Annotated in this window: 16 protein-coding genes; 2 read left to right on the top strand and 14 right to left on the bottom strand. The window is 46.6% G+C overall.

The window, feature by feature from the left end; all coding sequences use genetic code 11:
* Positions 1-360: 360 nt before the first annotated feature.
* The 14 genes from trxA to F8C67_RS06095 all read right to left on the bottom strand — a co-directional run bounded on the left by trxA (position 361) and on the right by F8C67_RS06095 (position 16,295).
* Positions 361-660 (bottom strand): thioredoxin, encoded by a 300-nt coding sequence (gene trxA, locus F8C67_RS06160; RefSeq protein WP_151666942.1) that lies wholly within the window; start codon positions 658-660, stop codon positions 361-363.
* Positions 657-1,262, bottom strand: a complete 606-nt coding sequence (locus F8C67_RS06155; RefSeq protein WP_151666941.1) for a Tll0287-like domain-containing protein — start codon at positions 1,260-1,262, stop codon at positions 657-659. The genes trxA and F8C67_RS06155 overlap by 4 nt, the downstream gene beginning before the upstream one ends.
* Positions 1,263-1,268: 6 nt before the next feature.
* Positions 1,269-1,733, bottom strand: coding sequence for a hypothetical protein (locus tag F8C67_RS06150; RefSeq protein WP_151666940.1), 465 nt, complete (start codon positions 1,731-1,733; stop codon positions 1,269-1,271).
* 87 nt (positions 1,734-1,820) lie between these two features.
* Positions 1,821-2,036 carry a DUF6132 family protein gene (locus F8C67_RS06145; RefSeq protein ID WP_151666939.1) on the bottom strand — a complete coding sequence of 72 codons (216 nt, stop codon included), beginning with the start codon at positions 2,034-2,036 and terminating at the stop codon, positions 1,821-1,823.
* Positions 2,037-2,038: 2 nt separating this feature from the next.
* Complete coding sequence (locus F8C67_RS06140) at positions 2,039-2,476, bottom strand: rhodanese-like domain-containing protein (RefSeq protein WP_223277522.1); 438 nt, start codon at positions 2,474-2,476, stop codon at positions 2,039-2,041.
* Between the two features lie 25 nt (positions 2,477-2,501).
* The gene (locus tag F8C67_RS06135; RefSeq protein WP_151666938.1) at positions 2,502-2,810 is read right to left on the bottom strand and encodes a rhodanese-like domain-containing protein; all 309 of its coding nucleotides are present in this window, start codon (positions 2,808-2,810) and stop codon (positions 2,502-2,504) included.
* A 3-nt stretch (positions 2,811-2,813) separates the two neighbouring features.
* Positions 2,814-3,086, bottom strand: coding sequence for a rhodanese-like domain-containing protein (locus tag F8C67_RS06130; RefSeq protein WP_151666937.1), 273 nt, complete (start codon positions 3,084-3,086; stop codon positions 2,814-2,816).
* A 155-nt stretch (positions 3,087-3,241) separates the two neighbouring features.
* The gene (locus F8C67_RS06125) at positions 3,242-5,281 is read right to left on the bottom strand and encodes a M13 family metallopeptidase (RefSeq protein ID WP_151666936.1); all 2,040 of its coding nucleotides are present in this window, start codon (positions 5,279-5,281) and stop codon (positions 3,242-3,244) included.
* A gap of 16 nt (positions 5,282-5,297) precedes the next feature.
* Positions 5,298-7,151, bottom strand: a complete 1,854-nt coding sequence (locus F8C67_RS06120; protein ID WP_170266378.1) for a M61 family metallopeptidase — start codon at positions 7,149-7,151, stop codon at positions 5,298-5,300.
* A 14-nt stretch (positions 7,152-7,165) separates the two neighbouring features.
* On the bottom strand, positions 7,166-10,012 hold the full coding sequence (locus F8C67_RS06115) for an alpha/beta hydrolase family protein (RefSeq protein WP_151666934.1): 2,847 nt from the start codon (positions 10,010-10,012) through the stop codon (positions 7,166-7,168).
* Between the two features lie 30 nt (positions 10,013-10,042).
* A complete protein-coding gene (locus F8C67_RS06110) occupies positions 10,043-12,439 on the bottom strand; it encodes an FtsX-like permease family protein (RefSeq protein ID WP_151666933.1) in 2,397 nt (798 codons plus the stop codon).
* 2 nt (positions 12,440-12,441) lie between these two features.
* Entirely contained in the window at positions 12,442-14,853 is a 2,412-nt protein-coding gene (locus F8C67_RS06105; RefSeq protein ID WP_151666932.1) for an FtsX-like permease family protein, read from the bottom strand.
* Positions 14,846-15,529, bottom strand: coding sequence for an ABC transporter ATP-binding protein (locus tag F8C67_RS06100; RefSeq protein ID WP_151666931.1), 684 nt, complete (start codon positions 15,527-15,529; stop codon positions 14,846-14,848). The genes F8C67_RS06105 and F8C67_RS06100 overlap by 8 nt, the downstream gene beginning before the upstream one ends.
* 418 nt (positions 15,530-15,947) lie before the next feature.
* Positions 15,948-16,295: a hypothetical protein gene (locus F8C67_RS06095; protein ID WP_151666930.1), complete on the bottom strand. Its 348-nt coding sequence runs from the start codon at positions 16,293-16,295 to the stop codon at positions 15,948-15,950.
* Between the two features lie 239 nt (positions 16,296-16,534).
* Here F8C67_RS06095 and F8C67_RS06090 point away from each other — a divergent pair, with 239 nt between their 5' ends.
* Positions 16,535-17,905, top strand: coding sequence for a sigma-54-dependent transcriptional regulator (locus F8C67_RS06090; RefSeq protein WP_151666929.1), 1,371 nt, complete (start codon positions 16,535-16,537; stop codon positions 17,903-17,905).
* Positions 17,895-19,301 carry a sensor histidine kinase gene (locus tag F8C67_RS06085; protein ID WP_151666928.1) on the top strand — a complete coding sequence of 469 codons (1,407 nt, stop codon included), beginning with the start codon at positions 17,895-17,897 and terminating at the stop codon, positions 19,299-19,301. Before F8C67_RS06090 ends, F8C67_RS06085 begins: the two co-directional genes overlap by 11 nt.
* Positions 19,302-19,306: the final 5 nt, after the last annotated feature.

Raw genomic sequence — 19,306 nt, 5'->3', positions numbered from 1 at the left:
TAGCGTGATCACCCCTCCCAGAACTCCACCTGCTGGTAGAAATATCAATTTAAATGACGCCCGAGTCGGCTATGCATCTCAGAACGTCTCTTTTCAGTCTGAATATAGTTTAACCTGTCTATAAGTCTGACTGTCTATAAGTCTCCCGAATCGGCTGCGCCTCTCGGGATTCCTCCTTTCAGTCGGAACGTAAGCCTACCAGTCTAACCCTCCAACCCTCCAACCCTCAAAGTTTCTATCAGTCTCCCGAATCGGCTGCGCCTCTCGGGATTCCTCCTTTCAGTCGGAACAGAAGCCTACCAGTCCAACCCTCCGACCCTCTAACCCTCTAACCCTCTAAAGGTCTAACGGTCTAAAAGTCTAACAGTCTAAAAACCCCTCCAATTCTCCTTTTATAACATGCTTCGGCAAAGCTCCTGACCTGCGCCACTTCTGCTCACCATTGCTATAAAAGATCATTGTTGGAACGCCTTGAACAGCTAGCTTCTGAGCTATCGCGGGATTCTTATCAATATCTATTTTGATGATTCGAACCTTCCCCTCCCACTCTCTAGCGAGTTCTTGAAGGATCGGCCCTAGTATTTTACATGGCTGGCACCACGTCGCATGAAAGTCGACCAACACATTGCCCTCGCGGACAAGCTCTCCAAATTTGCTCATCTATTCGAGTTAAACGCTTCCGCGAATTCAATAACCCATGAACCTCGCACATCGCCGACTTCAAAACCCACCGCCTCATCCTGAGGATATTCCTCAAGTATGAGCGCATGTAAATCAGCAGTCAAGTCTTCGCCAGGCATACCATGACAGTTCAAACATACGGGAGCGACGAATATTGGACTGTAATATCTCAAGGTTCCACTCGTAGTTTCTACAACCTTAGGCTGAGGAACGGAATCCAGTTCATGGATGCGCTCAAATTCTGAAAGAACAACCACATCTAAGGAGTCCGGCTCATTCCCTGCATTCCTAAAACGGAAAGATGTCCTGCGAATGTCCGCGTTGTATATCAGCTCAAGACTATCCGTAAGCGGCAATGCATTTTCATGACAAAATGTTACCGCTCCCTCAAAACCGTCTTTGTTGATTTGCTTCATCAATGCTGAAGCCAGCGCACCTTGACTCGCATCCGCAATCAATGCCCCTTCAGACGCTGCTTGCTCCACCGGTATAAAAGGTGCGGTTCCAGATTGGTCGTCAGAACACTGACAAGAGCTCACGAATAAGGCAAGTGATACTGAGGCAATCCAAAGTGATTTCATAGGGGGTTACATTTCATCTACAAAGATATCAACCGCAGCCTCAATCGAGGCAATACACAAGGAGAATACTGATGCCATGTCTCTTGGACTCTCAACAAAAAGCTCACAAGCGAGCACAACATTGTCATTTTCAGAAAAGGCCTTCACAACCTTCGTTTCTCTATTCACAACATCACAAGCAATGGCTATTTGCACAGCTTCTGAGGTCGATTCAATCGGCCAAAAATCCCAAAGCACTATCGAAAGATAGTTAGGGTTGTCTTCATCTACTTCAATATAGTACTTTCTGCCATGATACTCGAACTGAACGTCACCATCACTGTCTACGAATCCTTCAATCTCCTCATCTTCCAAAAAAGACATGTAGATATCTTGGATCTCTGACTCAGAATAGATTTGTGCCATTAGACTCGATGCAGACATCAGGATGCCTAATGCGACCAATACTGATTTTAGGTAGGTGTTTTTCATGAGGAATCGTTTAGATTAAGCTAGAACCGACGAACCTTTAAAGTAAGACTGTCTACCTCGAATAATCCTAAAGTACATTCCTACATTCTACTCCTCCCTGCCCCAGCTGCCTTTTCTGTGTAAGCCGTCAAACAAAAGCACGCCCATCATCGCACCATATCCTGAGCTGCGCCAAGGGTTTGATGTAATGGCACACGAGCCACTCGTGCAACCGTAGAAGTAGTAATACGCATAACCAGCAAGGGCGCCAGTAATGATACCAACGCCCCACCAGAAAAATCTATTCTTCAGAAATCTTGTCATCCTTATTCTGTAGTCACCGATTTGCCGGCATCTTGCCAAGCCATGATACCTCCTGACAAGTCAACTACCTTGGTGAATCCCATGTCACGCATCATATTCGCAGATCTACCACTGCGACCACCCGAGCGGCAATACACATATACAGTTTGATCTTTGTCGAGTGCATCAATCTTAGATCGGAAACTCTCCCCATTGTAATCAATGAGTTGCGATCCTTCAAGGTGACCTCCAGCGTATTCTCCTGGCGTACGAACGTCAATGAGTAGTCCCGGCTCATCAGCCATCAGCTGTTCAAACTCAACCGGACCTACATGAATTACTTCCGTAGCCTCTTGCTCAGTTTGAATTTCAGATTGTGCTGCTGTGTTCTCTGATTTGGTCTGCCCACATGCCGCAAGGCCCAGTGACGCTACCAACATCGCGAAAAATGTTGCTTTCATAGTTATAAAGTTAATGAGTTTTGAATTACCCCAACTTGCGCTGAAGATTCATCCAACCGCCTCCGTTGTGAACTCTTTCGAAGCCAGCCTGACGAAGAATGCCCAAAGCTTGTCCGCTCCTCATTCCACTTCGGCAGCATACAATTACAGGCTTGTGCTTGTCAAGCTTATGCATGCTTCGGCTGATTTCATCTAAAGGAATGTTCTTGCTTCCTTTGATGTGCCCAGACTTATATTCCGGACGCGTCCTGACGTCTACAATGACGCCGCCCTCCGACAACCACTGGTTGTAATCTGGACTTGAACGATTGAAAAGTTTACCTAGCAATCCCATAGATTAGAGCTTGTGAACAGCAACTTGTGACCAGCCGCCTCCGTTGTAAATGTCTTCTACGCCTTGCGCTTTTAGGAACTGAACGGCTTGCCCTGAACGTCCGCCAGAAAGACAACATAGTACGAGTGGCTTGCTCATCTGTTTGAATTCTTCAATTCTCTCAGGAACCTCATTCAATGGAATGTTAACTGAACCTTGCACGTTGCCTGAGGCAAATTCTCCCGGAGTGCGAACGTCAACAATCGTTGCGTTCGGGTTATTGATGATTTCGTTCATATCAAACGGTTTTACTTGTTTCTACTGTGTTCTCTAAATGTCGTGTTAAACGAGCCACAAAGATAATGTGATTCGCTTCGCACGTTTAGTGACGTTCGTCACTTTGGCAATATCAACAAAAGAAAAACCCCGACGTTTTCGCCGGGGTTCATGTATTACCAAATCACAACATGCGATGAATCTGGCAGATGCATTGGCGACCCAGGGTCACAGCTAAACGCATCCCAGAATTCTGGCATGTTACTCATTGGGCCAATCACACGGAATTCACCCGGTGAGTGATAGTCGTTATTCAGGCGGAAACGCAATGCCTCCTCTGTGTAGTGCACTTGCCAAACCTGAGCCCAGCCAAGGAATACACGTTGCTTGTCCGTAAATCCGCCAATTGGCGCCGGCGCTTCTTTACCTTCCATATGCTTCAAGTAAGCATGGTAAGCCAAGGTCAATCCTCCGAGGTCTGCAATGTTCTCACCCAAAGTCATCTGACCATTCACGTACTCGTTCGGAAGGGCTTCGTAGCTATCGTACAACTCCACCACCTTGTGCGTCAAGTCGTGGAAACGAGCACTATCTTCAGATGTCCACCAGCTCTCGAGGTTGCCATCTTTATCGTACTTCGCACCTTGATCGTCAAATCCGTGGGTGAATTCGTGACCAATCACACCGCCAATTGCGCCGTAATTGATTGCGTCATCAGCCTCTGGCATAAAGAACGGAGGTTGAAGGATTCCGGCAGGGAATACCACTTCGTTAAAGTTCGGATTGTAGTATGCATTCACGATGTGTGCACCCATAAACCACTCGCTCTTATCTACAGGCTGATCCATCTTAGCGAAGTTATCCGCCGTGATGTATGCGCTGAGGTTAGCAAGATTGGTTACGTAGTCTTCCGCATTGATATCAAGATCGCTCCAATCGGCCCACTTATCTGGGTAACCAATTTTATACGTGAAGCTTTCCAATTTCTCCAGGGCCTTTTCCTTCGTGGCAGGACTCATCCATTCGAGGTTGTTGATGCGCACACGGAACGCCGAGCGCAAATCCTCAACCATACCCTCAATGCGCTCTTTGTATTCCGCAGGGAAGTACTCCTCAACGTAAAGGTGACCGATTTGCTCGTCGAGACCACCCATTGCGCCTTGAACTCTTCTCCAGCGTGGTTGCAATTCCTTATTACCGCGCAAGGTTGCACTGTAAAAATCGAAGTTGGCCTGAACCGCATCGTGGTGCAATTCTCCAGCCCATCCATTAATGATGTTCCACTTCGAATACACTTTCAAGGTGTTCAAGTCCCAACTTTGCGCTGCTTGCCCCATCCATTTGATGTAATCTAAAGAGGTAACAATCACGTTCTTTGGTTCGATATTCTTTGCCTTGAAGTAAGCGTCCAAAGGAATTCCCGGTGCGATTGACTTCAATTCCGAATACATCATCTTATTGTAGCGGAGCTCAGGAATTCGACGCTGCTCACGTGTTAGCATGTTGCCCGCAAGCTGCTTTTCAAACATGTAAATGTCCATTGCACTCTTCTCAGCTTCAGCTCCATCCATACCACTCATCACAAACATCTTGGTGATGAAATTGCGGTATTCTGACTGAATATAAAGGGATAGCGAATCTTCCTTGAAGTAGTAGCTGCGATCTGGCAGACCCAATCCGCTCTGACCAATATGCAACACGTTCATGCTTGCATTCTTATCGTCGGAGCTCACATAACTGCTAATTGGCATTCCGATTCCAGACATCTGAAGTTCAGAAGCTCGGCGGAACCAATCTTCTACAGACGTGGCCTCATCGATATGTGCCATCATTCCTTCCAAGGGTTGGAATTTCAGCTCTTCAATACGAAGTGAATCCATTCCTGAGCGGTAAAGGTCACCAACAAGTTGAGCATCAGACCCCTTTTCTGCAGATGTTTCAGCCGCTAGTAGGTCTTCAAAAATTCCTCGAACGCGAGTTTGGTTCTCTCGTGCCAGGATGTTGAATTTACCCCAAGACGATTCCGTATTCGGAATTGGATTCTGATCAATCCACCCCTGTGCAGAGAAGTGAAAGAAGTCGTCGCATGGTGCGTACGAACTATCCAGGGAAGAAAGTTCAAATCCAGTATTCGGATCTACTTCACTTTCACCTTTTGGCGTGCATGCCACGGCGATTGCCGCAACTCCCAATGCACTTAAAACTACTTTTCTCATATTTCTGAGCGATATATTACTGTTTCAACCAAGCCTTTCGCAAAGCTAACTCTTCTGAAGTTGGGTTCGCCTTCTCTTCCAAAATGTGGCGTTCCTCGGTGTACGTCACGCTGGCCGTACTCGTTAAGATCACCTCTTCTTCATCTCCATCGGCATCCGTGCGAATCACCTCAACCTCAACGGTAGAACCCGGAGCGGCAGTTTCACGCCATTCAGCGAGAACTTCGTTTAGTTCTCCGCCCTTTACTCGCTCACCGTTCCACTCTTTAATCTTATCCCCTTTCTGGAATCCAAAGCCAGCTGTAAATGCATCTTCGTTGTTGAAGTTGCTCACGATATAGTATTTGCTTCTACTAGAGATGTAGGTAACATTCCAGTCTGGATCGGCTACGCTGTAGGTCTTTTCGCTCTCCGTATAGTTATATCCCATTGCATCAAACATTTCCTCGAATGGAAGTGGTGTTGTACCTGCAATGTACTCGTACAAGAAGTTCTCCGTTCCTTCTGGCGAGTGCTCAATGATGATATCAAAGAACTTATCGTCTACAAAGAATGTATCCGGACCATACATGTTTTTAAGTTTGATTTGAAGATCGACCAAACCTTGAGCGCCATTCGTTTCTTTGCGAATGTGCATGTCTAGAGCCATACCAATGAGGGCTCCTTTTGAGTAGACATCTAAATACTGGTCTGCGAAAATCCCCAAAGCATGCTGACTTCTTATGGTCATCGGAATATGCTCATTGAAGCCGTCCGCCGAAGTCATCTTATCTAGCATTTGATCCAAGAAGTCCTCTTCAGTCATTACATCACCGCGAACCTGCGCAATCAAGCTGTTGTACTCGGTTACACCTTCATAAAACCAGAGATGTGCACTCATTTGCGGGTTCAAAAAGTCGTAACTGTGTATGTGCTCACTGTGAATGTTAAGCGGTGTGATAATGTGGAAGAATTCGTGAGCCGTAATGTGACGAATATCTTCTTCCAGACCTGGAAAATCTGGCATTACCATGGTTGTACTGGTAAAATGCTCAAGAGCACCTGCTGCTCCATCTTGCATGAAGTCGGTTCGCGTTCTTCCCCAAAGTAGGACGGCATAGCGATCGGTTGGAAGATCTCCACCAAGGTATGCAGCAGTTGCCTCGAATACTGGCTTAATCTCCTCAAGAATATCTTTTGCAACAAAGTTTCCAGTTGGCGAGTAAACACCTACCGTTACTTCAGCGCCTGCCACCATTACACTTGCATTCGGCATAACCGAGTAAAGAATCGGGCAATCGTGCAATTCGAAATAGTCCTTCGCGTAAAAGCGGTCCATGTCTCCACCTTCTTCAACAATATCCAAGGTAGTGGTCGGCTTCAAATCATTGCCCTTTACAACCACTAGTTCATAAGGCATCTTATCATGATCTACCATAAAGCCGATAAAGCCGAAGGCATTCAGCATAATTGCATCCTCCTTAATCGCAGTACCTCCCGGAAGGAAGATGCCTGCGCCTCTTTCCTCTTCCGTATCTACCGCCGAGTAAGTAATCTTATAGAGTTCCTTGCCCTCGTAAATCGCCCAACGGTTATCGTCTAGGCGCTCTACTTTCAGCTCAGTTCCCATGCTGTCAAACGCCTTGAGGTTTCGAACAAACTGACCAAAATCCGAGATGTCATATGTACCTGGAATAATTTTGGGAAGTGCGTAAACCACAGTATCCGCGTTCATAACAGGCGGCACTACGGTTACGGAAACCTCATCATCCGTTAGGTCTACAATATCTACTTGCACTCGGTACTTTCCCGACTCTTGCACGGGGTCGTAACTCGCGAATGAAAGGGTGGAAGCCAACATCAGGACTCCTGAAATCAAGTTGCGTTTCATGTTTTTATTGCGATTTATTCTGTGATTAATTCTGTAGCCTCGTTGTATTCTTTCTCTAAATATGGTCTTCCCTTCACCATCCATTCTGGCGCAGCTTCGCCTTTCAAATAGTGGTCGAAGAACTGTCCCATTCTCACACTCAAATCCATACGATTATGGCGCTGCATGAGGTTGTGTTCCTCCCCGTTGTACACGAGCATCCATACTGGTTTTTGTAGTCTGCGAAGCGCCATGAAGTACTCGATACCTTGATACCACGGCACCGCTCCATCGCCATCGTTGTGCATGATAAGTAGTGGAGTGCTCACCTGATCCGCATAGAAGACAGGAGAATTCTCGAGGTAAAGATCCTTTCTTTCCCAAAGCGTCCCGCCAATTCTACTCTGTGTTCTTTCATATTGAAACTCTCGGCTCATACCAGACCCCCAACGAATGCCTCCATACGCGGAAGTCATGTTACTTACAGGAGCGCCTGCCATGGCACAAGCAAACATATCTGTGCGTGTAACCAGATGCGCAACTTGATAGCCACCCCAAGACTGACCTTGAATGGCCATCTTGGAAGCGTCGGCCCAAGGGAATTCAGCAATCATCTCAGCTCCACTAATAATGCATTCCTCAGCACTTCGACCAGGATATCCTTCCTGATACACGATATCTGGAATGAAAATCACATACTCGTTACTGAGGAAATACGGGAAGTTAATTGTGCTGGCCGACGGACGCGGATTCCAGTAGTTGTGCAGTAAGTCGCTGTAGGTTTCGTAGAAGTACACAAGAACAGGATACTTCTTATTTGGATTGAAATCTTCTGGCTTCAGAAGTAATCCTTCTAACTCAATACCACGAGGGGAAGTCCATTTTACCAACTCGCTTGTTCCCCAGCGGTATTCACTCTGCTGTGGGTTGGTGCTAGTCAGTTTCTTAGCATCGGCTAAATCGTCTCCCCTTACCGCGTAAATTTCTGGATACTGTGAGATTGTCTCCTTTCGGTAAAAGTAGATATCGGCAGAGTCTGCTTTCTGTAGTGAACTCAGTCGGTAGTCGCCACCAACTAACTCTTCGAACTTGCCTTCTTTCCAGCGGAACTCAGTGTAGGAAGTAGACTTATCGCGGTCGTCAAATGTCGAAACGATCCAATCTCCGGTCGACAAAAACCTGTTCTCACGATCTAGGCGTTGATAGCGAATTGACGTTTCGTTTTGTCGACCAATGCCCTTGGTAAGATTTACGGCATCGCCACCAGGCATGACCTTCCACATATCGAAACGATCATACAAAACAACCGCCTCATCGTCTTCCATCCAGCCGGCCATGCCGTAAGACCCTGGGTCGTTTGGAGTATCATGGTCTTCATTCCACATTGGAGTAGGAATGTTGGCGTTTAGGATTATCTCCTGACCATCCGCCACGCGGTAGGCCATCCAATTTTTAGCAGAACCGTCCCACCAATAGACATATTTTTCGTCTGGGCTCAAGCTCGGCCAAGAGCGCACACCGCGCGCTACGAGCTCACGACCTCCTGTCATTACATTCACCAAATAGAAATCTCTACGAGTAGGATAATTCCAGCTTAACGACGCACGTTCGGCATGAGGTACTTGATATCCGACCGCATACATTACGGTTTCATCTGCATCTACAGATACATTCTCTAATTCCTCGGTTTCGAGTTGGAATAACTTCGAGTTTGCGAGGTTGAGTCGGGCAGTATACGATTGCTTTTTATCAGAATCCGCATTTACCTTCTGCATGGGTTGAATCTCCTCATCGTTCCACGACCAGATGTCGAGCTTCACTCTTTCTTCATCCAAAACCGTAGTGTCTTCTTCAGGCACGAATGGAACTGGCATGGTTGCTAAATACAACGACTTCGAATCCTTGGAATAGTTCAAGGAGCTATGCGGCGAAAGCATCCATCCTCCCGGCATCTGGGTATCGTCAGTCGCAATGATGGTCGCTCCCATTTTCGCACCGTCGCTGGTTCTCAATTCATAATATCGCACATCGGCGTCTGCAGAATCAGAGGTGCGCAACCAAGCAATCTTACTTCCGGTAGAATTTAATGTGAATTGCGAAATGTCCTCAAAGGCGGTGTCAATCACAGACATCCAGCCTTGTGAATTACCTACCGTTGCCGCATTTGCTGTGAAGAATTCGGAAGGCTGTGTTGAGTCTCCTGCCGAGCGAACCCCCGCAATAATGTCAACATCTTCCGCCCACTTAAAAGTGGTTACTCTATCAATGGTATCTCTCTTATTTGTTTCAAGATTCCATACCACAAGGCGCTTTGCCGTTTTGGAGAAATACCCAGAACCGTGTTCGTCGTCTCCATCTACAATGAAGTCGGTTTCAACCTCTACTTCGGTAGAATCTGCCTCCTCTTCTTCTTCAACTTCAGGCTCATCCTCCAGCGTAATAGCGATTACTGCACCGTGGTTTGAATGAACCTTGAATGATGCCACATTGAATAGGGTATCCATTTCACCATTGCGCACATTCACACGAACAAGATGATCCTTTGGCATATCCTCCTTCTTCGTATCCTTTAGTTTGAGCGCGCGTACCTCCGCGTAAGGCGGGCTCACGTTTACAAAGAGCCATTTCCCATCAGCAGTAAAAGAAGGGCTACTCGCTCTTTCTAAGGTCGCCACTACACGTCCACCTCTTACTCTGAAAAGCTCAACATGGCTATCGCCGCGTTGGGGTGAGGTTTCCACCGCAATATGGTCGCCGAAGTGAGTATATGTATAATTGGTGATGGCCTTCCAACCGTCGTAATCATCATGTGTAAGAGCTCGCTGCTGAGCCAATGAAAATAAGGGAAGAAGTAGGGTGAGTGTGAGGAGGTGTTTTCTCATACAATTTCGAATTTGGGAGCCACAAGTTCGTCATTCATAACGAAGTGCCGCAATCGGATCAAGTCGAGTTGCTTTATAAGCCTGAAAAACAACGGCCAACAATGCAAGTGCTCCACCAAAGAGCGAGACTAAGATAAAGCTCATCCAGTCCAATTCCACATGGTAAGCAAAGCCCTGCAACCAATTGTACAGCACGGCATACGTTACTGGCGCGGTTATCAACACTCCAACCACTGCCATTCGGACAAAATCAATCGCTACTACCTTGAATAGTTCCGAGTTTGAAGCTCCAATAATTCTTCTAATACTCAATTCACGCGTCTTTTGTTCTGCAGTGAAGGCGCTCAAGGCGAATAGACCTAAGCAGGCAATGGCTACGGCAACAATTGAAAAGATGGCCATCAAATCACGAAGGGTGTTCTGACTTCTATACGCTTCGTTGATAGCATCGCTAAGGAAGAATTCATCAAGCGGTTGACTTGGATGATACTTCAACCACGCCTTTTTGAGTTCGGCAATCGCTTCATCTTCCATTCCTCTTTTCGTTCGAATACAGAAGTAACGGGTAAAGAACACTTCTGGCGCGCCCTTAACTACGTCGAGTACGAAAGGCTGAATTTGTTGAGAGAGTGAAACGAAGTGAAAGTCTTTAATTACACCCACGACCACTTCCTTGCCTTGAGGTGTTCGAAAGAGCTTGCCAATCGCCTCGCTTGGACTTCCCCATCCCATTTGCTTGACCAAGGTTTCGTTTACAAGCACTGCGGCAGAATCGTCCCCAGGCTGACCAAGAGCTCTACCTGCAATCACTTCTAGTCCTACCGTTTCGGTGAAATGTTCATCCGTAATGAGCGAAGCGAAATACATGTAATCGGACTCCTCAAGCCCTGTGTGATTATACTCGTGCATGTTGTGCTTCACGCCGACCACATCGTTCATTCTGGTGACGTTCTCTATGGCTTCAGACGCGATCAATTGCTCACGCATTTCAGTATAGGTTCTCGCGGCATCCCACTTCACCGGAACCATAATAAGTTTTTCATGATCGAAGCCAATGTCCTGACTTTGCAGGTAGTCAAATTGCCGGTTAACTACGGTTGTCCCAATGATTAGACCGAGAGCTACGCAGAATTGAACGAGTACCAAGGCTTTGCGAACGCGAACACCGCTCGTCGACTTTGAGGAACGACTCAAAATGACTGTCGGCGACAGCTTGCTAAGCATCCAGGCGGGATAAAAACCGGCGACTATGCCTACGCCAACGGCTACAGCCAATACCGCAACGAGGTTCAAGGGTTCGAATAGCGAAGCAGACACCAAGTCTTTACCTGTGAGCGTATTGAAAAGCGGCAAAAACACCTCCACCACTACGAGTGATGCGAATATCGAAATGGTACTTGTGAGCACTGACTCCCCGAGGAATCTGAATATCAACTCCTTTCGGCTTGCTCCTAATACTTTGGAAACACCGACTTCCTTCGCAATTCTAGTTGCTCGTGAAGTTGCCAAGTTTGTGTAATTGATACAGGCTACTATCAATATAAAAAAGCCCACTATGCTGAAAAGGCGCACATTCTCCTGATAGCCATTAGCCGTAATCTCATATTGAAGATGTGAGTTGAGGTGAATATCCTCCAAAGGCATCAGATAGGCATGCATCCTGTTGCGCATGAGTTCTGGATAGTTCGCGGCGATAAACTCCGGCAACTTCGCTTCAAGATCAGCAGCACACTTCTCATCTTTCAACAAGAGATAAGTCCAGCAAGGATTCCAAACCCAATTCGACGAGGTAAGCTCCTCGCTGAAGATTCGATCAATGAGATACATGGAGATCAGTGCGTCAACAGGCATATGCGAAGAAGAAGGCAAATCTTCCACCACTCCAGTAACCGTGACTGGTATATTGCTTTCAGCATACATCTCCTCCCCCAGAACATCCGTAGTTCCGAAGTATTTGACAGCCATGGTTCGTGTGAGCACAACACCATGTGTATCAAGTAATGCGGTTCTATCGCCTTCTATGAATTTATAGGTGAAGACATCAAACACTTCCGGATCGACGAAGTATACATGCGGCTCATTGAAACGAAGGCTATCCCGCCCCATGGTGATAAAGGGCGATTGCATATTGAAGAAACGCACGGCTTCATCGACATAAGTAGGGTACGCTTCTTCCAGAGCATTAGCTACCGGGAAGCTCATTGAAGCCGACTGCTCACCCGAACCTTCCGCCTCTAGGTTTGTCCAAATACGGTAGATGCGGTCGCTGTTGTCGTTGTATTGATCATAGCTCATCTCATCCTTGATGTACAAGCCAATCAATAGAAATGAAGCCATCCCAATCACGAGCACGGAAATATTCAGGAAGGTATATGCCCTATCTCTCGTGAGGTTACGCCATGCTATTTTCAAGTAATGCTGCCACATGATTACTCGTATTTCAGCGACTTAACCGGATTCGTTCTGGCGGCCTTCAGCGAGTGCAAACTCACAATCGCATACGATATGATCACAGCGAAAATGCCCGTCACAAAGAAGAGGTACCAGTGCATTGGAGCCAAGAAGGCAAAGTTTTTCACCCAATTGTGATAAGCCAAATAGCTCAGTGGCACGCTAATCACAACTGCGATAGCAACGAGAGCAGCAATGTCTCTAAACAACAAGCTGACAATTTGTTGAACGGTAGCTCCCAAGACCTTCCTTACACCAATTTCCTTGTATCGTTGCTGGGCCGTGTACGAGGTCAGTCCTAGCAGGCCAAGCGATGAAATCAGTATGGTAATGAGCGTGAAAGTGGTTATCAAGCGGGTCTGACGTCGGTCGTCGCGGTACAACTCCGCAAGCGTTTTATCGAGGAAACTAAACTCAAAATCTCTATCTACATCATTCGAATTCCACACCGCTTCTATTTCTGCTAGGGCGGTTTTAAGTCGCTCTGAATCTACTCGAATGTGTAACAGGCCATGGCCGTCGTTTTCGTTGAAAATGACCATTGGCTTTATTTCGTTGTGCAGACTCATGATATTATAATCACGAATAACCCCAACAACCTCGGCCATTTGGCTAGGTCTCCCTGTTTCAGAAACACCCCAAACCAATCTTTGTCCGATCGGCTCGTCCCATCCGTAGAATTCCACCAGCCGCTCATTCACGATGACGGTTTCCATGGTGTCGATATGCCTTTCTGGCTGAAAAGTTCCGCCTTTCACAAATCCGATTTCCATGGTTTCGAAATAGCCGTCACCCACTTTCAGGTAATCTACTGCTTCTCGCTGTGCTTCTTCATCGTGTTGGGTGATTTCAGACATCACCATCCTTCCTACACGTCCGCCAGGCGAGGCCTGAGCATAACTCGCTGCAAGCACATGAGGCTTTTCTCTCAAATCTTCCAGCATTTGAGGAATCTCGCTCTGCAATGCCGTGTCTTGAATCGGAACAATAACCAAGTCTTCTTTATTGAATCCCAAGTATCTGTCTGACATATACTGCATTTGCCCCGTCATGAGGAGTGCCAATACGACCACTGAAACGCTAATGGTAAATTGAATTCCCACTAGGAATTTTCGGAGTCGTTTGGATTTGCTTCCAGCTTTAAAACTTCCTTTCAATGCAGAGGCCGCAGGGATCTTCGATAGATAGAGCGCAGGATACAATCCGGAGAGCACACCTACAATTAATGTGGTGAGAATACCGAAGTAAATGAGCCAAGGTTCAGCTAGAAGGTCTAGCGATAGCTCCTTTTGAATGAGATCCTGGAAATAGGGAACTTGAATGATGATTTCAACCAAAATCACGCTTAAGAATAGCGCGATGAGCGTAAGGCTGACCGATTCAATAAGCAATTGCCAAACGAGGTCTCTGCGTGTGCTTCCCAGAACCTTTCGTACACCAATTTCCTTCGCTCTACCCGAAGCTCTGGCCGTTGCCAAGTTCATGTAATTGATCATGGCAAGTGCGAGAATCAGAAGCCCGATTCCGCTGAACACCATCAAGTACTCGTCCTTACCTCGCGGCAAGTCGTACTCAGCCGTGGAGTTATAATGTATTTCAGCTAGCGCCTCTGGCTTGATGTCGTAATCTGTATTGATTGCCCTGGCTAGGCTTACCATGTACTTATCGTGAAGGACATTGAAAGCCTCTTTGACCTCGCGAATATCCCGATCCGGCTTCAGTCGCACATACGTGTACATAGAAGCTACCCATAGACTTTGAATGAGCTCTTCGCGAGAGAACGTTTCTGGAAAAGCTGGCAGCAGTGCCTTAAACTTGATGTGACTATTCTCCGGCAAATCGGCGATTACGGCCGAAACGGTGAATCGTGAATTGTTCGTGCGAAGAGTCTTCCCAATGGGGTTTTCGTCCCCGAAAATGGTCGTTGCAAGGCTTTTGGTGAGAACCATGCTCCGCTCTTTGTCGAAGGCGGTTTCTTTTGATCCGAGAATAAACTCGGCCGGGAATAAATCGAAGTAGGTGGTGTCGGAATAGAAAATGCCATCCTCATAAAAGGATTGTCTACCCGACTTTAGGAGGATATTTTCCCCAGCCGAACCAATGCGAACGTAATCTTGAATCGCATCTGTTTCTTCCTGTAGAAGCGGAGCCAAGCCAACACTCGTTGGCGCGAAATGGTCCACTTTGTTCTCCAAATAGAGAAGGCTGGTGAGTCGGTAGATTCTATCGTGATCTGGATTGTGCTTATCGTACGTGAGTTCGGAGCGAAGAAAGAGAACAACCAATAAAGTAACGGCCAATCCTATCGCAAGCCCAAGAACATTGAGCAGCGTATAGGTTCGGTGCTGAAGAATAGCCCGAATGAAGAACCGCCACGAGGTATTAAACATGCATCAGGTTGTTTTCTGAAACTACTTCGCCGTCAAGTAAACGGACAATACGCTTGGAGTAACTCGCATCGTGGGAACTGTGTGTTACCATGACGATGGTGGTGCCGGAGGCATTCAATTCGCTGAGGAGCTCCATCACCTCATTTCCGTGAAGGGAGTCGAGGTTACCGGTAGGTTCATCGGCAAGAATCACCTTTGGATTAGCAATGACTGCACGGGCAACGGAAACACGCTGCTGTTGTCCGCCAGAAAGCTCACCCGGGTAGTGTTGGGCGCGGTGCATCATCCCCATTCTATCGAGGATTTCGGCTACGCGCTTTTTGCGATCGGCACTTGGACGTTTGAGATAAACGAGGGGAAGCTCAACGTTCTCGGCGACGGTGAGCTCATCTATGAGGTTAAAGCTTTGGAAGACAAAACCGATGTTGACTTTGCGAAGCGCAACGCGCTCGGTTTCTTTGAGACTGAAAACGTCGATTCCATTAAATTGATAGGAACCCGTACTTGGTGTATCGAGCATTCCCAGCAAGTTCAGGAGGGTCGATTTGCCACAACCGGAAGGTCCCATAATCGAAACGAACTCACCTTCTTTTACGGTGAGAGAAACATTACTAAGGGCTACGGTTTCAACAGAATTCGAACGATAAATCTTCGAAAGCTTATCAATCTCAATCATGCGCGTTAGAGTTATTTGTTCGAAAATAAGGAATAGCGTGGGTCTTTGCTGAAAAGAGGGATGAACTGCGCAGCTCATCCCACTCTCCTTACTCTCAATCTAAAGAAAAAGCTCCGCTACCATCGGTTGGAAGAGCGTCTTGTAGTTTCAGATTCTCGCTGGGTGAATGAAGCACGTTTAACACAAAATTTACCCGTTGATGTCTTGAAGGTGGACGCATCCGTGATAGGCGGAGCTCTCTAGTATCGTGATCGTAACTCGAAACGGCCCGTCGAAACCGACGTCAAAACCCTAATGTTCTGCTACTTGAACTGACTGTTATACTTGGCTTAAGAACGCTGACTAGTCAGTCTCGTGGGCTGTTCGAATTATCTATTTTTGCTCATTAGTGATCACGACTCTCTAAGCGGTGCTCGATTTATACTCGAGCGTACTTGATGTTCATGGTCACTTCTTGGTTAACAAGAGCGTCTGATACAGGAACCTCGTCTTTCTCAATCATCATGCGAACGTATTCGTTTACGAAACAGCTCGCTCCTGTTACTTTGGTTACTGTTACCTGACCGTTCTCATTAACGGTGTATGATACCTGGAGCTCTACTTCATCAATATTGTATCTCTCAAGGCTGAGCTCTGAAATCTTGTTCAACATCACTGACTTCAGTGTGTTAACTTGACGAATCGGACGAGGGGCTTCCTCTGCATATCCGGCAATTGATCCTGCCATTACTAGTCCGACGGTAAGAAGGTGGCGCAACGTTTTCATTTCAGTTAGTTTTTTCATTTTTGTCTTCGAGACCCTCTCGTCGACTGTGTTTTAGTTTTGTTGCCAGGTATTAGACAATGCATGTGCCGTTTCGGCTTCGCTACCGTGCCAAAAATGTAAATACCTGTTTTTCAACATTTTAATTTTTTCAACCTTTCGTGCCAAACTGAAAAACTGTTCGAAAGCGAACACTCTGCCGTTCGTTTCCGTACATTCACAGGAGCGAAAACCAACCTCACATGCAAAAAACCAAAGCACATATTCTCGTTGTAGACGACGATCCCGATGTTCTCACTACGGCAAGACTCTTCCTCAAACACCATTTCACTCAAGTAGATGCCGAGAAACATCCACGCGAACTCAACGGTGTGTTGAGCAAATCGGATGTAGACCTCATTCTCCTCGACATGAATTTCACGAAAGGTGACAATGATGGAAGGGAGGGAATCTATTGGCTGAACCACATCAAAGAAGTTTCTCCAGATACCCTTGTAATTCTCATGACCGCCTATGGCGATGTAGAACTTGCCGTGAGCGCGATCAAGCGAGGCGCAACCGATTTCGTACTCAAACCGTGGAAGAATGAGAAGCTGCTTGCCACCATTAATTCTGCATTGCAACTCCGCAAATCAAATAAGAAAGTCACCCGCCTCGAAGAAACACGCAAAAGCATGGAGCAGGATCGCGATCGCGACCTAGGCGAGTTCATTGGAGAAAGCGAAGCCATGCTGAATCTGATGAAGACCATCGAAAAGGTAGGGACCACGGATGCCAATGTGCTTATACTCGGTGAAAACGGAACGGGTAAAACACTCGTAGCCCGCGCACTTCATCGCGCATCATTGCGAAACAACGAAGCATTTATACATGTAGACCTTGGCGCACTCAACGAAAACCTATTCGAGAGTGAACTCTTCGGACATAAAAAAGGCGCATTTACCGATGCGCATCAAGATCGAGCGGGTAGGTTCGAACTAGCCGACACAGGCACACTGTTTTTAGATGAAATCGGAAACTTACCTCTTCATCTACAAGCGAAGATGCTCACGGTTCTTCAAGACAGAAAACTCAAGCGACTAGGCGATACAAAGGAGTTCAATTTTGACGTCCGCCTCATCTGTGCTACGAATATGCCCATTCACCAACATGTGGACAATGGTGAATTTAGGCAAGACCTCTTGTACCGTATTAATACTGTAGAACTTGTGATACCACCGCTGCGTGAACGCGTTGAGGATATCCCAATTCTGGTTGACCACTTCTTAAAGCGCTATGGAAAGAAGTACAACAAACTCGAGTTGAGCATGTCGAAAGAAGTGATGAGCAGCCTGATGGATTACCACTGGCCAGGAAATATCCGAGAGCTAGAGCACGCTATAGAGCGGATGGTTATCCTTTCTGACTCTTCACACCTCACTTCAGATATGGTCAATTTTAGAAGTGCAGGATCCGATGACGAGGCACTCGACACGCTCAATTTGGATGATATGGAGCGCTATTTGATTGATAAGGCCATCAGAAAGCACAAAGGAAATATCAGCAAAGCAGCCTCCGACTTAGGACTCACACGTGCAGCGCTGTACAGACGACTCGAAAAGCATGGAATTTAATCGCTTCAATCTATTCCTAATCGTCCGGCTTGTGATCATGCTGGGCAATTTGGTATTGATGGCCTTCCTCATTACGAATGGAAACTTCTGGTTTACCTCCATCAGCCTCTTCATTCTCCTATTGATACAGGTGTATGAAATCGTACACTATGTAAATAGAACAAACCGAGAGCTGACCAAATTCCTATATGCCGTCAAATATGAAGACTACTCCGTGAGTTTTTCTGACCCAAAAATGGGCAAAAGCTTTACGGACCTCAACGTAACGTTCAACGAGATTATCGAGAAATTTAAAAATGCTCGAATTGAAAAGGAGAGTCAGTTTCAGCTCTTCAAGCTCATACTCGAGAAGATCAATGTCGGTATCATCACGGTTGACGAAGAAGGGCACATCGGTATTCTCAACAAAGCGGCCGGGACTACATTGAATAGTCCACAAGTTGCACAATGGGATCGACTCAAAGCCCGCCACCCGGAATTTTGCCAAGCGGTGGAAGAGCTCGAACATGGCGGTAGGCGACTTGTCCCCTTTGAGGACATTACCGGCATCAAGGAATTGTCGATTGACGTGAACCCCGTTCGACTTACAGGCACGACTCATTACATCATCGCCTTCCAAGACATCAAGGATGAAATTGAGCAAAAGGAAATCGAGGCTTGGCATAAACTCATCCGAATATTGACACACGAAATAATGAACTCCATTACGCCGGTGACCTCCCTGACCGAAACCATGCGTAGTTTATTAAAAGACGATGATGGTCAGCAAAAGTCAGCCAAAGATTTGGATGATGAAACAGTTGAGGACATCCTGTTGGCGCTAAACACCATACACCGACGTAGCGTTGGGATGTTGGAGTTTGTAAATGATTACCGCAAGCTGACGAAGATACCGGCACCGTCATTTGAATTGGTGAAGGTATGCGACATGTTTGAGGACCTTCAAGCCTTGTTGAAAGGAGAATTGGAAAAGCGTGAAATTGCCTTCGACATGCAGTGTAGCAATAGAAACTTGGCCATCCGATGCGATAGAAAGCTGATAGAACAGGTGCTTATCAATTTGATGACGAACAGCTTTGCGGCGCTGAGAGATGTTGATAATCCGACTATCCGAGTGCATGCTGATGTTTCTGAAAAGAGAATTGCCTTGAATGTTTCGGACAATGGGTCGGGTATTGACAAAGACAAGCTTCAAAGAATCTTCATACCCTTTTATAGCACGAAACGCGATGGAACTGGAATTGGGTTGAGTTTGAGTAAGAACATCATGAAAATTCATCAAGGAACGATTACGGTGACCTCTACCCCAGACGTAGAAACTCGGTTCTCCTTGAGCTTCCCGAATCATGGTGCTAGCAACTTTTCATCGGCTTCGAACGTAGATATTGCAAACTAGTATAG

Source organism: Phaeocystidibacter luteus (assembly GCF_008933115.1).
Lineage (GTDB): Bacteria > Bacteroidota > Bacteroidia > Flavobacteriales > Schleiferiaceae > Phaeocystidibacter > Phaeocystidibacter luteus.
This window is presented reverse-complemented; position numbering and strand designations above follow the sequence as displayed.

What these genes read in the sequence shown, in the direction of transcription:
- F8C67_RS06140 (WP_223277522.1), bottom strand. Translation starts at nt 2,476, where the DNA reads ATGAAAGCAACATTTTTCGCGATGTTGGTAGCGTCACTGGGCCTTGCG.
- F8C67_RS06115 (WP_151666934.1), bottom strand. Translation starts at nt 10,012, where the DNA reads ATGAGAAAACACCTCCTCACACTCACCCTACTTCTTCCCTTATTTTCA.
- F8C67_RS06105 (WP_151666932.1), bottom strand. Translation starts at nt 14,853, where the DNA reads ATGTTTAATACCTCGTGGCGGTTCTTCATTCGGGCTATTCTTCAGCAC.
- F8C67_RS06090 (WP_151666929.1), top strand. Translation starts at nt 16,535, where the DNA reads ATGCAAAAAACCAAAGCACATATTCTCGTTGTAGACGACGATCCCGAT.
- F8C67_RS06125 (WP_151666936.1), bottom strand. Translation starts at nt 5,281, where the DNA reads ATGAGAAAAGTAGTTTTAAGTGCATTGGGAGTTGCGGCAATCGCCGTG.
- trxA (WP_151666942.1), bottom strand. Translation starts at nt 660, where the DNA reads ATGAGCAAATTTGGAGAGCTTGTCCGCGAGGGCAATGTGTTGGTCGAC.
- F8C67_RS06130 (WP_151666937.1), bottom strand. Translation starts at nt 3,086, where the DNA reads ATGAACGAAATCATCAATAACCCGAACGCAACGATTGTTGACGTTCGC.
- F8C67_RS06100 (WP_151666931.1), bottom strand. Translation starts at nt 15,529, where the DNA reads ATGATTGAGATTGATAAGCTTTCGAAGATTTATCGTTCGAATTCTGTT.
- F8C67_RS06095 (WP_151666930.1), bottom strand. Translation starts at nt 16,295, where the DNA reads ATGAAAACGTTGCGCCACCTTCTTACCGTCGGACTAGTAATGGCAGGA.
- F8C67_RS06155 (WP_151666941.1), bottom strand. Translation starts at nt 1,262, where the DNA reads ATGAAATCACTTTGGATTGCCTCAGTATCACTTGCCTTATTCGTGAGC.
- F8C67_RS06085 (WP_151666928.1), top strand. Translation starts at nt 17,895, where the DNA reads ATGGAATTTAATCGCTTCAATCTATTCCTAATCGTCCGGCTTGTGATC.
- F8C67_RS06110 (WP_151666933.1), bottom strand. Translation starts at nt 12,439, where the DNA reads ATGTGGCAGCATTACTTGAAAATAGCATGGCGTAACCTCACGAGAGAT.
- F8C67_RS06145 (WP_151666939.1), bottom strand. Translation starts at nt 2,036, where the DNA reads ATGACAAGATTTCTGAAGAATAGATTTTTCTGGTGGGGCGTTGGTATC.
- F8C67_RS06135 (WP_151666938.1), bottom strand. Translation starts at nt 2,810, where the DNA reads ATGGGATTGCTAGGTAAACTTTTCAATCGTTCAAGTCCAGATTACAAC.
- F8C67_RS06120 (WP_170266378.1), bottom strand. Translation starts at nt 7,151, where the DNA reads ATGAAACGCAACTTGATTTCAGGAGTCCTGATGTTGGCTTCCACCCTT.
- F8C67_RS06150 (WP_151666940.1), bottom strand. Translation starts at nt 1,733, where the DNA reads ATGAAAAACACCTACCTAAAATCAGTATTGGTCGCATTAGGCATCCTG.